The following is a 14,678-nucleotide window of genomic DNA, read 5'->3' on the forward strand; positions in this document are numbered from 1 at the left end:
GCTGCAACGAATCATGGTTGGCTCAACCAGATCCGGCGCAGCTTGTGCCGCCGCCGCAACCCCAGGCCCAGCTCCCGCCGCCCACACCGCCGGCGCCGCCACCACCGCCTCCCCCTCCTCCGGTGCCACCACCACCGCCTCCCCCTCCTCCGCCGCCACCGCCACCTCCTCCGGCGCCGCCGCCGATGCCGCCTGCACCACCGCCTCCGCCGCCACCACCACCACCACCGCCACCACCGCCCGAGCCGCCGCTGCCGCCGCCTTTCATTACGCCGGTTGCGCCGATGGCGGTGCCATCGGTCGCCGCGCCAGCCGCCGCGCCGTCGACGGAGCAACCCAGTGAGCAACCGATCAAATTCGATCAGGCGGCCCTGCTGCGCCAAGATCCGCCATCGCGGGGGCGCATTGCTTGGTTGGCTTCGATCCTGGTGTTGGCAGTGCTTTTGCTGGCGGGCGTGGTGTTCCGCAATGCCATCAGCACCGCCTGGCCACCGAGCCTTCGGCTGTATCAGGCCGTTGGGTTGATGCCCAAGCCGATGGCAAAACCGGCGCCCAAGCCTGCGGCTGCGCCGAAACTCGCACCTGTGGCACCCGCAAAACCCGCCGCCAATGCCCCTTGATCGGGCGAGCTTCGGCGGCGCGATACGGCTGGATTCGCATGTGGATATTCCATGGCCCAGCCGGGGCGATTTTCTGAGCGAATCGGCGCGATGTGTTGATTTGCCGAAATTGCAGCGCGGCGGGGTCAATGCCGTTTGTTTTGCCGCTTACGTGCCGCAAGAGCGCCGAGATGCTGAGGGCCATCAAAGGGCGGCTGCGCGTAGTCTTGCGATGCTTGATGAAATTTGCGCGATGGGCGCTGTGGCCGGCACGGCCTTGGCTCGGTCCACCGATGATATTCGTGCGGCTGTGCAACGCGGTGCGATTGCGGTGATCCCGGCGGTTGAAAATGGCACGGGCTTAGGTGGTGATCCGGCGTTGCTCGATCGCTATGCGGCGCTGGGCGTTCGCTATATGACGCTGACCCATAATGGCCATAATGATTTGGCCGATTCAGCGATTCCGCGCCGGGATTTGGGCGATGCCAGTAGCGAGCATGGCGGCCTTTCAGCCCTTGGGCGCAGCGTGATCCAGCGCATGAACCAGCTTGGCATTCTGGTTGATGTCAGCCATGCCTCCAAGCCCAGCATGATGCAGGCCGTTGCGCTATCGATGCGACCGATCGTGGCAACCCATTCCTGTGCGCGGGCATTATGCAATCATCCGCGCAACCTTGATGATGAGCAATTATTCGCCCTGCGCGACCATGGTGGTGTGGTGCAAGTCACGATGGTTTCCACGTTTTTGCGCGCGGGCGCGCGCACGGCGGATATTGGGGTTGAGGTTTTGGTCGATCATATCGATTACATTATCAATTTGATCGGCATTGATCATGTTGGCATCGGCACCGATTTTGATGGTGGTGGCATGCTTCGGGGCTGCGGCAATGCGGCTGAAGCGCCGGCGATCACGGCGGAATTGGTGCGGCGTGGCTATGGTGAGGAGGCCATCGAGAAAATCTGGGGTGGTAATTTTCTCCGCGCCCTTGCGGCATCAGAGCCGGATTGGGCGGAGAAAATTACCGCGCCGGCCAGTGGCATTGGATAAGGCTGGCTTTGAGGCTTTGCCGAGCGCGATTGGCATCGGCGCCGATTTGCATCAAGCCCGGCAGGTGACCGGGATGCCGCCATAATTCGCCGAGCACAAAGCCCCAACGGATTTTTCCAGCATCATCCAGCGCATTGAGCGCCAGCGGCGGCAGATCGCGCCAAGCCGGATCGGCGATGGCGCGAATAGCTGCGAATTTGACACCGTGGGCGGCCGCGAGCGTTGCGACCGCACCGGACTCCAGATCGATCGCCGCGGCGCCGGTGGCGGCGAACAAGGCTGATTTTTCGGCACGGGTGGCGGCGATGGCATCATGACCCAACAACACATCACCCGTGGTGCCGCCGAGGGCGCGGCATAAATCGGGATCGCATTGATAATGGTCAGCGCCCGCGATGATCGCACGCGGGATCAGCAACGTGCCCGGCTGGTAGGTGGGGTTAAGCCCGCCGGCGAGGCCGAAGCTGATCAGCGCGGTGACGCCTTGATCAAGGAGGGATTGCGCGGCGCGGCGCGCGCCCGCTGTTGTGCCATTACCGATTGCTAAGCGTAACGGTGTTGCGGTGAGCAACGCCGCCTCGGCGGTGAGACCGGTAATGGCACCCCACATGATGATCGGATCGGGAAAGCGTTAACGCGGTGCGAGAACCATGACCATTTGGCGATTTTCCATGCGCGGCATTTGTTCGACTTTGGTATCGGTTTCCATATCGACGCGCACCCGCTCCAGCACCTTCACGCCGAGCTCCTGATGGGCCATTTCGCGGCCTCGGAAGCGCAACGTCACTTTCACCTTGTCCCCTTCGCCGATGAAGTTTTTCATCGCGCGCAATTTCACTTGATAATCATTCTCGTCAATATTCGGACGAACTTTGATTTCTTTGATCTCGACGATCTTTTGCTTCTTGCGGGCTTCGTTTTTCTTTTTCTGCTGCTCGTATTTGAATTTGCCATAATCGAGCAATTTACAAACCGGCGGCTCGGCATTCGGGCTGATCTCAACGAGGTCCAAGCCGGCTTCAAAGGCGCGGCGCATGGCGTCTCGCGCACTTAACACGCCGATCATTTCACCCTCGGCGCCAATCAGGCGCACTTGCGGGACGCGGATATCTTCATTGACGCGGGGCCCCTCACGGCTGGGTGGGGCAGGTGGTTGTGGTACTCTGGCGATGGTGCGCTCCTGTCGACGTTACAAACAATTCGCTAGCATTCTCTAGACGATAATCGGGATGTCGTGCAACTGAGCGGCCCGCGCGGGGCGATGTAGGGCCTCATCCGAGCAGATTTTTGAGCAGAATGGCGGCGCGGCGGACTGATTCGCGCACCGCCTGCAATTTTTCCGGCATCCGCGTCGGGTCGATCCGGTCGGTGATTTCAAGGCCGGCGAGCTGGGCGTTTTCGACCACGGCGCGGAGCAGATTTTGGTAGGTGAGACCGCTGGTGGTGGTGATCAGGTCGCCCGCTTCGCGGTTTTGTTCGATCACGCCGTCCTGGAAATGGCGGCGCGCGGCGTTGGCGGCTTTTTGATCGGTCAGGTCGGTCAGCATCAGCACATAGCCCAAAATGCGGTCGGCGGCGGCAAAAATCGGGTCCGCGCGGATTTGCACCGGGGTGGAACCGCCATTGGCGCGGCGCAGGGCATTTTCGCTGCGCCAGCTCAGATGCAGCTTTTGCAGGGCGTTCAGCCGTTCAGCCAGAAGTTTTGGCTCGGCGAACAGGCCGGACAAGTCGGCAAGGCTATGCAAAGCTTGATTGGTCTCGCCGATCAGGCTCGCGCAGGCTTGGTTGATCAGCAAAATATCGCCGGCAATATCGGTGATGATCACCGGTTGCGCGGAGGCAGCGACATCCTGGCGCAGCCGATCAAGCTGGTCTTGGGCGATCAGCAGGCGCACCGAGCGTGATTGCAGCACCACATCGCTGACCATGCTGCCGATCAGCTTAGCCGCCGCGATATCCGCTTCGGTCCATGGCTCGGACTGGCCGCGCATGACTTGGTGCCATTGCGCAAAGGAGCGGCGGGGTGACAGATCCGCCGGATGATCGCCGATGGTGACCGGCTTGGTCGGGTCACCGCCCCAGGTGACGGTGCGGACTTCCTCGGGGCGCACCCAAATCAGATAGGCGCCGGGTGAGGCGGTAATCGGCATGGCGAGCACACCGCTGGCGATGGCCGCGATGGGAGCGAGCACGCTGCGCACGGCGCCGAGCCGGTCTGTGACAATCGGCGCGGATTCGGGCGGGGTTGCCCCGGATTCGGCATCCAGCCAAGCGGCGATGGCGCGGATGTCCTGCGTGGCCGGGACATCGCCGGCGGCGGTCACTTCACCATCAAGCAGGAGCGCAATGCCAGTGGCGCGGGTGGGGTGCAGCAAGGCGTTGGGATTATCGAACAGGGCGTTCTTCCAACGCCCCTCGCGGGCCAGCGATTCAACCATCCGCTGCTCAACGCGGCGGGCTGAAAGCTCGGCCTGGGCGGCGGCGAAGCTCTGCAGGGCGGCGATGCGCGTGGCGATGGCTTCGGCGAGCAATTCACAGGCCGCACGGATCTTGAACGGCACGAAATATGGCGCGTAATGGTGGCAGGCGATCAAGCCCCAGAGCCGCCCTTCGACCATCAAGGACATGACCAGCGTGGCGCGCACGCCCATATTTTGCAAATATTGATTATGGATCGGCGAGGAGGCGCGCAGCGTGCAAAGCGACATATCGAGCGGGCCATGGCTGATCGGTGACAGCGGCGGGATCAGCGTGATCGGCTGGAAATTGACATCGACAATCATGCGCACGCGATGGCGCTCATAGAGGCGGCGGGCGATTTGGGGGATGTCGGTCGCGGGATAACGGTTGCCGAGATAAGGCTCTAGCCCGCGTTCACAATGTTCGGCGAATACCTGACCGTGGCCTTCCTGATCGAACTGATAGACCATGACCCGGTCATAACCGGTCAGGCTTTTGATAAAGCGCGCCGCTTCATCGGCCAGATTGGGCAAGGCGGCGCTGACCAGGATGCTTTGCAAGGCGGTTTCGAGTGCGGCGGCGACCGGCGGGTCATCGCCCAGCGGTTCCAGCTCAATGATCAGGCCGCCGCCGGTGGGACGATGGATCAGTGCTTGCAAGCCATCCGGGTGCTGCGAGCACTGGGTGCGAAACGCATGGGGTTGGCTTTCGAGTGATTCAGCGAGGCGTGCCGTCAGATCTGCCGTCAGGCTGCCGCCGAGGGCGCTGATCGGTTGGCCGAGGGGTGGGGCGGGTAGTCCGAGGAACGCGCCAGCATTGGCGCTGGTTTGCACGATGGTCAGGTCCGGTTCGCTGAGCAAGAACAGCACGCCATGCGGCTGGATCGCGCCGGCATAGTGGATTTGCTCACGCTCGCAATTGGACAGGTCGGCGGTGCCGAAAGCCGGGGCGGATGGAAATTTTGATGTCATCACCGAAACCTCCCCAGGAATCGTCGGAACCACAAACCGTCGCTCTGGTTGTGGGTGCTGGCTGATTTTATTTAAGTCCGTATCGCAGCATTTTCATATATAAGCTCTGCCGACTAAGGCCGATGGCGGCGGCGGCGGCTTTGCGGTTACCGGCGGCATGATCGAGCGCATCAAGAATATAATGGCGCTCGATAATGGCGGTGGCGGTGTCGAGGGCGTGGGGCAGGCTGGTCTGGTTGGTGGCCCATCGGCGCGATTGCAGGGCGCTCCGGATCGATTCCTCAACGGTGGCCGGGCTGGGGCTGTTCAGCCGACGGCTGACATCGCGAATCACCATGCCGATCAAATTGCCCTCGGTCCCCGCCGAGATTTCGACGGCGGTGGTGGCGCCATGTTCGCCATGCAGCGTGGCGGGCAGCAATTTCAGGCTGCCATGGCTGCAGATTAGATCGAGCAAGGTGGCGAGGCCGGTGCCCTCGCTCAGCAACCAGCGATCAAGCCGGGCGCCGAGCACCATTTCGGCGCTGGCGGCTTCGATCAGATCGAGAAAGGCGGCATTGGCTTCACGAATGCTGCCATCGCGATCAATAATCACGAAGCCATCGGGCAGTTTGCTGATCAGCGGCGCGCAGGCCGGGCGCGCTGGCGCCTCAGCGAGCCGATCAACCGAGCCGACTTGGGTGAGATAGAGCAGGTAGCTCGGCGTATCGACCGATTCGACGGTGGCGGTGCGCACAATCCAGGAGCGACGCTCCGCACCGAGATGCACGATTACGCCGGGGGCTTGGCCATAGTCGCGCGCGCGATCCATCATGGCGAGGAACGGGGCGCGATCGGCTTCCGCGATTTCGGTGAGAAAATTCCAGTTCGGGCCGATGCCGAGCGTGCGATTGGCCGCGGGATTAGCATCGATGATGCGCAGCGTATCGACCTCGATCAGCAGCACCGGATCGATGGCGGCATTGAAAATGACGTTGTAGCGGGTTTCAACGTCACGCAGCTTCCAGTGATTTTGCTCCATCGCCTTCTGGGTGGCGAGCAGGCGGGATTCGAGCTCGGAGACGACGTGATATTGTCGGCCAATGGCGATTAAGCCGCTATCGGCCCCGAGGCTGACGGCGGTATATTCCAACGGCATTTCCAGGCCGCTCGGAAAACGCTGGCTGATCGGGGTGAAGGCGGAGACGCCGGTGGTCAGCGCGTCTTGCACCATGCTGCGGAGCTTATCGAGGGCGGATTGCGCGACGGTTTCGGCCCAACGCCGACCGTGCCACGGGCGCAAAGTCTCGCTCGCAATCCGCTCGGATACGATGGTGTCTTGGATGATGCCGTCACGATCGAGCCTAATTGTGACGTCAGGCTGGACGAGATTTACGCCGGTCATGGTTGGATCAATCAGTAATTTGAAATATAATAGCAGCTTATTGGAATTTTTCCAAGTACATTCTGGGGGGTGAGCGATGGCGCAGGGCGCAGCGTTGGACAAGGCGGCCATGCGGTTGGCGGATCAGCTCAAAGACGCGACGGGGGATGTGCATCGGCAGGCTGAGCGAGGCGGGGCGGTGGCTTTGCTGCTGCGCGGGACGCTGACATTGCAGGCTTATGCGCGGCTGTTGGCGAATTTGCGCCCTGCCTATCAGGCGCTTGAGGCGGGGTTGCTGCAATGGCGCGAGCATCCGGCGCTGCGCGCTTTGGTGCGGCCCGAATTATTTCGCGCCGCCGCGCTCGAGGCCGATCTGGTCGCGCTCGCCGGCGAGGATTGGGCCAGCCGGGTTGCGGTGCTGCCGGCGGGGCGCGCTTATGAAGCGCGCCTTGAGGCGTTGCGCCGGGATGATCCAATGTTGCTGCTTGCCCATGCCTATGTGCGCTATCTGGGCGATTTGAATGGCGGGCAGGTGCTGGCACGGCGCCTGGCGAGCAGCTTGGGGTTGGGTGCGGCGGCGCTGGGGTTTTATCGGTTTGAGGCGATTGGCACGATCGAGACGTTTCGGCACGATTATCGGCGGGGTTTTGATCAGGCGGCGTTGACGCCAGCGCAGACGCAAGCCGTGCTGGCCGAGGCGCGGCGCGGTTTCATGTTGACTATGGCGATTTCGCAGGCGGTGGTGGCGGATGGGGCAGGCGAGGGGTGATGATCGTTACCTAGAGCGTGATTGCTTATCATCAATCTCGCTCTAGCCTCTGTTTGTCGATCAATTTCATTGGTTTAGCTAGAATCTGTCGATTCAACCTAAACCCATATTGATCTAGATCGTTCCATAGAGGGCGGTGATTCGGGGATCAGATGGCGCGCCCAGGCGGGTAGGTTCTTGAAAAATATGTGGAAATTATCGCTGAGGCTGACATAGTTGAATTGCGCGCGGGCGGCGAGGCGCGCGAGGCTCTGGCGTGAAAACAGGCTGATATGCCCATTGCGCGGGGCAGCATACCACCAATCGAGCCGCTTGGTTGGGTGAATATGGCCATCGGACAGGGCGGTGGAAAAAAAGATCAAGCTATGATCGGTGGATAGAAGCGAGAGGTTATCCATCAGCCCGGCAATGTCGGGCACATGCTCGAAAACCTCGAACGCGGTGATCAGATCGAAGCTGCCGAGCGTGGTGATCGATGGGGTTTGCTCGCTAAACGGGTCCCACGCCGTTGATGCCCAGCCATGGGCGCGCAGGCGTGATGATAATGATCCATTGCCGCTGCCATAATCCAAATGGGTTCGGTGTGGTGCGATGTCCTGGAAATTGGTGAGCAGCAGATTGGCCTGGGCGTTCGGGCGAATTTCGCGATAATCGGGATCGAAAATGATGTACTCATCGTTATAAACATGGCGTTTGAAATCTTCGGGAGTCCATTGATGCATCGCCGGGGCAAAGCAAAAATGGCATGATTGGCAGAGTGCGTAATAGATCGCGAGGCCGATCGGCACATAATATTTGCCTCTCAATTCCTCGCAGGATTTGGTGAAATCAACAACGTCGAGCAGCCGCGTTGCGGACTGACAGACCGGGCAAGGCGGGGTGTGCATCCGTGGTTCATTCCTCATCGGCGTGATCGCTGTTGGCGGGCCAGGAGAGATTACAAAAGTTTTGAAGATGTGTCGAAAAATTTATGGCGCGCGGAGATGCACAGTGCCAAATGATGATGCCTCAAGGCGCTTTGAGCACAACAATGGGATCAAGCGGCGGCGGGCCGGGTAAAGGAAGATCGTCTGGTTCACGGCGAATTTTTATCAGGGTAACCATCAGAAAGATTTCCATGCCGACCAAAAGCAGACAATAGCCGGAGACGACGCTCCAGATCACTAATAATTCAAGGTGGCTGGCATGGTTATGCTGCAGCGAGGGGGTGATGAGTTGAAACAGCCGTAGCACCCCAAAAGAAAGCCCACCCAGCACCGCAGCACAGGCACCGAGCGACGTCAGCCGTCGGCGCTTTGACGCTTTCGGAAGGTTGGGGAATTTTTCGCCAGCGGCCATCCCACTAACATAGTGGATTCATCACTCAAAGACAATGATAAAAAACTGTCACGGTTCAGCGTTGGTTGCCAAGGTCGTTGAACAGCGCGCCAAGCTGCTGCGCCCGCGCGCGGGTGAATGGATCGGGCTGGCTGGTGATCGTGGTTGGTGCAAACCGGCGCTGGAAGGCGGTGATGCGGGCGTCAAGCGGGGCGGCGGGATCATAGCCGATGGCGGTGAGGATTGGGTTGAGGTCAGGTTCAAGGTCCGGGATCAGATCGGGCGCGTCGGGCTGTGTGCTCGGATACAGGCCGATGCCGTGGGCGGCGAGGGTGGGCCAGGGGAATAATTCGCCAGGGTCGGTCTTGCGGGTGGGGGCGATGTCCGAATGCGCGACGATGTTTCGCGCCGGGATCGGATGGCGGGCGAGGATTGCTTGGCACAGGCCGATCAGGGCGGTGATTTGCCGGGCCGGGAACGGGCGGTAGCCGTGCTCATGGCCGGGATTGACGATTTCGATGCCGATGGAGCGATCATTCAGGTGCGATACGCCGCGCCAATAGCTGAGGCCGGCGTGCCAGGCGCGGTATCGCTCGGGCACCAATTGTTCAATCGTGCCATCTTCATCGATCAGATAATGGGCGGAAACTTTCGCTGCGGGGTCGCACAGCCGGGCGCGGGCGGCCTGCGCGCTGTCCATGCCGGTGTAATGCAGCACCAGATGATCAAGGGGCGCGTTGGCGGGGCGATGATCGAAATTGGGCGAGAGTGAGTGCCCCAGATCGGCATCAAGGTGGGGCATGATCGCGCTTGATGCGGTCATAGGCGGCGTTGATCCGGGCCACGCGCTCGGTGGCGCGGGTGATGAAATCCCCTGGCACGCCACGGGCGGCGAGCTGATCGGGGTGGTTCTCGCGCATCAGCTGCTTCCAGCGGGTGCGAATATCCTCAAAGCTGGCATTCGGATCGATGCCGAGCACGCTATACGCGTCCTCCTCATCGAGGGCGAAGCGCGAGGGGTTGGCGGCGCGCGCGCGTTCAACTTCGTTCAAATCGAACAGCACGCCGATGCGGGTGAGCATGTCGGTCTCGCGGCCATTGATCGGCCCGTCGGCGCGGGCAATGGCGTAGAGCGCGCTGAGCACCTGTTCGAGGGTGGCGCGATTATCGGCAAAGCTGGCGGCGAGCTGGCGGGCATATGGCTCAAAGCCGGTGGCCTCGTTGCGGGCTTGATCGAAAAGCTGGCCGATGGTGGGCACGGCGGCGTCATCAATGCGGAATTGGCGGCGGAACGCATCGATCTCCGGTCGGGTGACCGTGCCATCGCATTTGGCGAGTTTGGCGGCGAGCACGGTGACGGCAATGGCGAACACTTGATCGCGCCGACCGATCAGCGCGGCGAGGCGGGCGCTATCGAGCGGCAGCGCCCGGCCAAGCTTGGCGCCGACATTGCCGAGATCACCGCGATCCGCCGCGTGGCCCACCGCGATGCCGGCCATGGCACCCACCGGCCCGCCCATGACGAACCCGGCCGCACCGCCAATGATTTTACCCCATAAGGCCATAATGACTATATCGGGCGTGCGACGCGCAACGTCAAAGGGGGCGGATTAATATCGCCGCAACAGCCCGACCAGACGGCCTTGGACTTTGACCCGCTCGGCGGGCACGATGCGGGTTTCATAGCGGGTATTGGCGGGTTCGAGGGCGATGGAATTGCCTCGGCGGCGCAGGCGCTTGAGCGTGACTTCGCCATCATCGATCAGGGCAACGACGATCTGGCCGCCCTCCGCAGTGTCACCTTTGCGAATGATTGCGGTGTCACCATCGAAAATCCCGGCCTCGATCATGGAATCGCCCACGACTTCGAGCGCGTAATGCTCACCGGGGCCGATCAGGGCGGCGGGAACCGCGATTTCGGCATGGGCCTCGCGCAGCGCCTCAATTGGCTGGCCCGCGGCGATGCGGCCATAGAGCGGCAAGGTGATCGCGGCGGCTTCGGCGGCGGCGTGCGCCCCGGTGAAGCGGGTGGAAAAATCACCCCGGATCACGTTGGGGGCGAAACGCGATGCCGTGGGGCGCGGGGTTGGCTCAACCTCGATCGGGCGCGATTGCGGCACGGCATCGGCGGGTAGGCGCACCACTTCGAGGGCGCGCGCGCGATGGCGGTGCCGGCGCAGAAAGCCGCGCTCTTCGAGGGCGCTGATCAGCCGGTGAATGCCGGATTTCGATTTCAGGCCAATCGCGTCTTTCATTTCCTCGAAACTCGGCGAGCAGCCGGTTTGGCGGAGATGCTGGTCGATGAAGGCGAGCAGATCGTGCTGTTTGCGGGTGAGCATGGGCAACCTTGTTAAGGTGAGCGTGTTTTGGGGGGTGAGACGAGCGCCGATAAACCAGAACAAAAGGACAACGATGTTCTAGATATGTTTTCCGCGTCGCGTCAAATGATTTCGAACAGCGCGGTCAAACGGCTTGTCCGAACCGCCTGTCTCATCTCAGCTTTCTAATCCGCCGAGGTGAGGCGGAATTCGATGCGGCGGTTTTGCGCCATGGCGGTTGGCGAGGTGCCTTGCGCGATCGGGTGAGCGGCGCCGAAACCAGCGGCAATGACCCGATTTTTCGGCACGCCATCTTGCACCAGCACATGCAGCACGGCGAGGGCGCGCGCGGTCGAGAGGTCGAAATTATCTTTATACGGGCCGCCGGTGATCGCTTCCTGATCGGCAAAGCCATCGACGCTGAGCACCCAATGCAGGCCGGGCGGGATTTTTTTGGAAATATCCTTGATCGCTTTGGCGACCACGGCGATTTTCTGTTGCCCATCTGGCGAGAGTTTGGCGGAATCAGAGGGAAACAGCACAGCGCTTTCAAACACGAAGCGATCACCGACGATTTTGATGTCTTGCTGGCCAGCGAGGGCTTTGCGCAGCTCGCCAAAGAAGTCGCTCCGATATTGCTGCAGTTTTTGCACCTGCCGGGCCAGCGCCGCGTTGAGCTTTTTGCCCAGATTGACGATTTGCACGTGCTGGGCTTGGTCTTTTTTGGCCGAGGCATCAAGGGCGGCGGCCAACCCATCAAGTTGCAGGCGCAGGGCTGCGATTTGCTCATCAAGGTTGGTGACTTGGTTTAATTCGGCGGCGTTGAGCTGTTCCTGGCCCGCCTCCTGCGCGCGCACGCTGGCGAGGCTGGCTTGCAGCCCGGTGATTTTGGTCTCCAGCGAGGCATTTTTGGTTTGTTCGAGCGAGAGAATATTCGCCAATTGCGACACATCGCCGCGCAGCGAATCGATGGTTTTATTGCTGCCCGACAAGGCGGCGGAGAGAAACGCTTCGGCGAGCACAAAGACCAGCAAGACAAAAATGGTGACCATCAGCAAGGTGGACAGCGCATCCACATAGCCGGGCCAGATTTCGAGGCCGTTGCCGCCGCGCCTGCGCGAGAGGAGGGACATGTCAGCGCGCTTCGTCGAACCGGGCGGCGATGGTGCGGGTGAGGATTTTCAAATCCTGCCGTAAATCGCTGAGGCTTTGGGTGCGGCCTTGCTCGCTCTCGGTGATCAGGCGCGCCAGCAGCAATTCGATGTTGCGCAGATGGGCATTCGCGATTTCATCATCCGGGCCGATATTCGCGCGCTGCGCGCTGGCTTGCTCGGCAAGTTTGGTGAGAATTTGCTGACTTTCGCCGATTTTGAGCATGATCCGGTGCGAATTATGGATCGCCTCGGTCAGGGTGGTGATCCGCTCGGTCAGGGTTTGGGTGCTTTGCGCGGTGACGGCGCGGGCTTCTTCGCCGCGCGTCATCACCCGTTGCAGGGCTTCGAGATTTTCTGCACTTTGCTCAAGCAGGGCTTGGACGTAAGCGGGCATCGAGCCTTCGCCCTCCGCGCCGAGCAGGCCGGAGGACACCCGGGTCAGGCCGGCGAGCCATTCTTCCAGATCATTGAAAAACCGGCTCATCGCCTGACCGGCGGTGAGATCGAGAAAGCCGAGGATCAAGGCGCCGGACAGGCCAAAGAGCGAGGAGGAAAACGCGGTGCCCATGCCCTCCAGCGGGCCGGCCAGACCGGCTTTGAGCTGGGTGAACATGGCATTCACATCGCCGCCGGTGAGGTTCATCCCCTGGATCACCGCCGCGACCGCATGGACGGTTTTCAGCAGGCCCCAGAACGTGCCGAGCAGGCCCAGGAAGATCATCACGCCGGTGACATAGCGCGAGGTCTCGCGGCTTTCATCGAGCCGGCTGGCGATGCCATCGAGCATGGTGCGCATGCCCTGTACCGAGAGCGATACCCGGCCCGGATGATCGCTGCGCACGCCGAGCATGCGCGCCATCGGCAGCAATAATTTCGGCTTGGTGGCCTGCTCGATCGAGGCGCGCGAGCGCTGATAATGCTCGACCCAATCGACTTCGGGAGACAGGCGCAGCACCTGGCGCAGATTCCAGCCGACGCCGAAAATTTCGACCAGCACGATCACGCTATTGATCACCGGATTGGCGAGATAGAATTTAGCCAGGGTCGGCGCGAGCAAGGCGGCGAGGCCATAGACCAAGACCAAAAACACGATCATGCGGATCAGATAGGCGGTGGGACGGGTCATGCGTTGGGCCTATGGGGTTAGGGTCAAGATCGCACGCTGGTCGGAGGCTTGGCTGCCGGGGGGCAGAATTTGGCTTTGCACGATGATGCGCGTGAGGGGAATACCGGCCTTGATCAAGCTGTCGCGCACGGCATGGCCGCGTGCGAAGGCGAGGCGATAGGCGCGGCTGGGATGCTGTGCTGTGCCGATGGCGGCGGCGGCAATGGTGATCCGCCGGGTGGACACGGTTTTTTGTGCGGCAAATTGGCGGATTTTGGCGATATTTATCGCACTCAGCGTGGCGCTATGGCTTGCGAAATCGAGCGCAAGCGTTGGTATTATGGGAGGCGTAGGCGGGTGTGCGGTGGCCGGGTTGGCAACGGGTGGTGGTGCGCCGGGTGCGGTCGATTGCGGGGGCGTTGGCGCGGGGGGTGGCGGCAAGGGCAGGGCGATCCGCCGCTGGAGCGGCAGTCTGGGTGGGTTGGGTGCTGGTTTTGGGTGCGGGATTGGTGCCGCTTGGGGTGTTTGTGGACCTGCGAGCTGTTGCAGCGCGTTTTGATTGACGCTCACACCCGGCGCTGCGCCATCAGCCACGTTGATCAGAGCAAAACTGGCCAGAGCAAAACTGGCCAGAGCAAAACGGGCCAGCACAATATGGGCCAACGCCAAGCGGGCGAGCAGGCGCGAACGAGATGGGCGCGGCGTCATGGGCTGGTTTTAGCCCGGATTGGCGTGAAGTCTCAATCGGTCGGCGCGGTGTCGCGCGCTGCGGCCACCAATTCGCGCAGGCGGGCATGAAAATGCGGGTTGGCCGCGACAATCTCACCCTCGATATGCTCATGGCCTGCCGGGTCGGTCACGAAGCCACCGGCTTCGCGCACCAGCAATTCGCCCGCCGCGACATCCCATTTATTAATCCCCAGCTCCCAATAGCCGTCATAGCGCCCGGCTGCGGTCCAAGCGAGGTCGAGGGCGGCGGAGCCAAAGCGGCGCACGCCTGCGACATCGGGCATCATCGCGCCGAGCACGCGGGCGAAAGCCAGCCGGTTGCGCGGCGCGGTGCGGGCGAAGGGAATGCCGGTTGCGAACAAGCCGGTGGACCAGTCCCGCCGGGCGGAGACGCGCAGGCGTTTATCGTTCAAATAGGCGCCGACCCCTTTTTCCGCCCAATAAAATTCATCGAGCGCCGGGGCATAAACCAGCCCGGCGACGATTTCGCTCTGGCCTTCCGGCAGGCGCTTCTCAAGGGCGATCGAGATCGCCCAGTTCGGAATCGCGTGCAGAAAGTTGGTGGTGCCGTCCAGCGGATCGACGATCCAGCGCCACGCCCAGTTGGCCGAGCCGGAAGCGCCGCTTTCTTCCATCAGGAACCCGTAGCCGGGCCGCGCGCGGTCCAGATCCTCGCGGATGCTTTGCTCGGCGCGCAAATCGGCCTGGCTGACGAAATCGGACGGTCCCTTGATCGAAACCTGGAGATGTTCGACCTCGTTGAAGTCACGGATCAGCCGCTTCGCCGCCTTTTGGGCGGCGGCGACCATGATGGTCATGTGGGCAGAGCGGCGCGGGACCATGGG

At 61.8% G+C, this 14,678-nt stretch carries 17 protein-coding genes; 4 read left to right on the forward strand and 13 right to left on the reverse strand.

Going from position 1 to position 14,678, the window contains the following annotated elements:
- Positions 1–13 precede the first annotated feature (13 nt).
- Genes ACYUCQ_RS12755 through ACYUCQ_RS12765 form a run of 3 tightly spaced genes read left to right on the forward strand, consistent with a single transcriptional unit; the run spans position 14 to position 1,647 of the window.
- Positions 14–343 carry a hypothetical protein gene (locus ACYUCQ_RS12755; RefSeq protein ID WP_460254979.1) on the forward strand — a complete coding sequence of 110 codons (330 nt, stop codon included), beginning with the start codon at positions 14–16 and terminating at the stop codon, positions 341–343.
- Complete coding sequence (locus ACYUCQ_RS12760) at positions 285–620, forward strand: hypothetical protein (RefSeq protein WP_460254980.1); 336 nt, start codon at positions 285–287, stop codon at positions 618–620. Before ACYUCQ_RS12755 ends, ACYUCQ_RS12760 begins: the two co-directional genes overlap by 59 nt.
- Entirely contained in the window at positions 610–1,647 is a 1,038-nt protein-coding gene (locus tag ACYUCQ_RS12765; RefSeq protein WP_460254921.1) for a dipeptidase, read from the forward strand. The genes ACYUCQ_RS12760 and ACYUCQ_RS12765 overlap by 11 nt, the downstream gene beginning before the upstream one ends.
- Here ACYUCQ_RS12765 and ACYUCQ_RS12770 read toward each other — a convergent pair.
- The 4 genes from ACYUCQ_RS12770 to ppsR all read right to left on the reverse strand — a co-directional run bounded on the left by ACYUCQ_RS12770 (position 1,619) and on the right by ppsR (position 6,462).
- Positions 1,619–2,257, reverse strand: coding sequence for a phosphorylase family protein (locus tag ACYUCQ_RS12770; protein ID WP_460254922.1), 639 nt, complete (start codon positions 2,255–2,257; stop codon positions 1,619–1,621). The genes ACYUCQ_RS12765 and ACYUCQ_RS12770 overlap by 29 nt on opposite strands.
- Before the next feature lie 21 nt (positions 2,258–2,278).
- Positions 2,279–2,818, reverse strand: coding sequence for a translation initiation factor IF-3 (gene infC, locus ACYUCQ_RS12775; protein ID WP_460254977.1), 540 nt, complete (start codon positions 2,816–2,818; stop codon positions 2,279–2,281).
- 100 nt (positions 2,819–2,918) lie between these two features.
- Positions 2,919–5,078 (reverse strand): GAF domain-containing protein, encoded by a 2,160-nt coding sequence (locus tag ACYUCQ_RS12780; protein WP_460254923.1) that lies wholly within the window; start codon positions 5,076–5,078, stop codon positions 2,919–2,921.
- 67 nt (positions 5,079–5,145) lie between these two features.
- A complete protein-coding gene (gene ppsR / locus ACYUCQ_RS12785) occupies positions 5,146–6,462 on the reverse strand; it encodes a transcriptional regulator PpsR (protein ID WP_460254924.1) in 1,317 nt (438 codons plus the stop codon).
- A 76-nt stretch (positions 6,463–6,538) separates the two neighbouring features.
- Here ppsR and ACYUCQ_RS12790 point away from each other — a divergent pair, with 76 nt between their 5' ends.
- Positions 6,539–7,210 (forward strand): biliverdin-producing heme oxygenase, encoded by a 672-nt coding sequence (locus tag ACYUCQ_RS12790; RefSeq protein ID WP_460254925.1) that lies wholly within the window; start codon positions 6,539–6,541, stop codon positions 7,208–7,210.
- Positions 7,211–7,308: 98 nt separating this feature from the next.
- On the opposite strand, the gene ACYUCQ_RS12795 is transcribed toward ACYUCQ_RS12790, so the two are convergent.
- The 9 genes from ACYUCQ_RS12795 to ACYUCQ_RS12835 all read right to left on the reverse strand — a co-directional run bounded on the left by ACYUCQ_RS12795 (position 7,309) and on the right by ACYUCQ_RS12835 (position 14,675).
- Positions 7,309–8,097 carry a class I SAM-dependent methyltransferase gene (locus ACYUCQ_RS12795; RefSeq protein ID WP_460254926.1) on the reverse strand — a complete coding sequence of 263 codons (789 nt, stop codon included), beginning with the start codon at positions 8,095–8,097 and terminating at the stop codon, positions 7,309–7,311.
- Positions 8,098–8,218: 121 nt separating this feature from the next.
- Positions 8,219–8,548, reverse strand: coding sequence for a hypothetical protein (locus ACYUCQ_RS12800; protein WP_460254927.1), 330 nt, complete (start codon positions 8,546–8,548; stop codon positions 8,219–8,221).
- A gap of 55 nt (positions 8,549–8,603) precedes the next feature.
- Positions 8,604–9,329, reverse strand: a complete 726-nt coding sequence (locus ACYUCQ_RS12805; RefSeq protein WP_460254928.1) for an N-acetylmuramoyl-L-alanine amidase — start codon at positions 9,327–9,329, stop codon at positions 8,604–8,606.
- Complete coding sequence (locus tag ACYUCQ_RS12810) at positions 9,316–10,092, reverse strand: TerB family tellurite resistance protein (RefSeq protein ID WP_460254929.1); 777 nt, start codon at positions 10,090–10,092, stop codon at positions 9,316–9,318. The genes ACYUCQ_RS12805 and ACYUCQ_RS12810 overlap by 14 nt, the downstream gene beginning before the upstream one ends.
- Positions 10,093–10,137: 45 nt before the next feature.
- Positions 10,138–10,866 (reverse strand): transcriptional repressor LexA, encoded by a 729-nt coding sequence (gene lexA / locus ACYUCQ_RS12815; protein WP_460254930.1) that lies wholly within the window; start codon positions 10,864–10,866, stop codon positions 10,138–10,140.
- Between the two features lie 164 nt (positions 10,867–11,030).
- Entirely contained in the window at positions 11,031–11,978 is a 948-nt protein-coding gene (locus ACYUCQ_RS12820) for a peptidoglycan-binding protein (protein WP_460254931.1), read from the reverse strand.
- 1 nt (position 11,979) lies between these two features.
- Positions 11,980–13,125: a flagellar motor protein MotA gene (locus tag ACYUCQ_RS12825; RefSeq protein ID WP_460254932.1), complete on the reverse strand. Its 1,146-nt coding sequence runs from the start codon at positions 13,123–13,125 to the stop codon at positions 11,980–11,982.
- Positions 13,126–13,134: 9 nt separating this feature from the next.
- Positions 13,135–13,812, reverse strand: coding sequence for a hypothetical protein (locus ACYUCQ_RS12830; protein ID WP_460254933.1), 678 nt, complete (start codon positions 13,810–13,812; stop codon positions 13,135–13,137).
- A gap of 32 nt (positions 13,813–13,844) precedes the next feature.
- The gene (locus tag ACYUCQ_RS12835) at positions 13,845–14,675 is read right to left on the reverse strand and encodes an inositol monophosphatase family protein (RefSeq protein ID WP_460254934.1); all 831 of its coding nucleotides are present in this window, start codon (positions 14,673–14,675) and stop codon (positions 13,845–13,847) included.
- Positions 14,676–14,678: the final 3 nt, after the last annotated feature.

It is taken from the genome of Acidiphilium sp. MT5 (genome assembly GCF_054767495.1).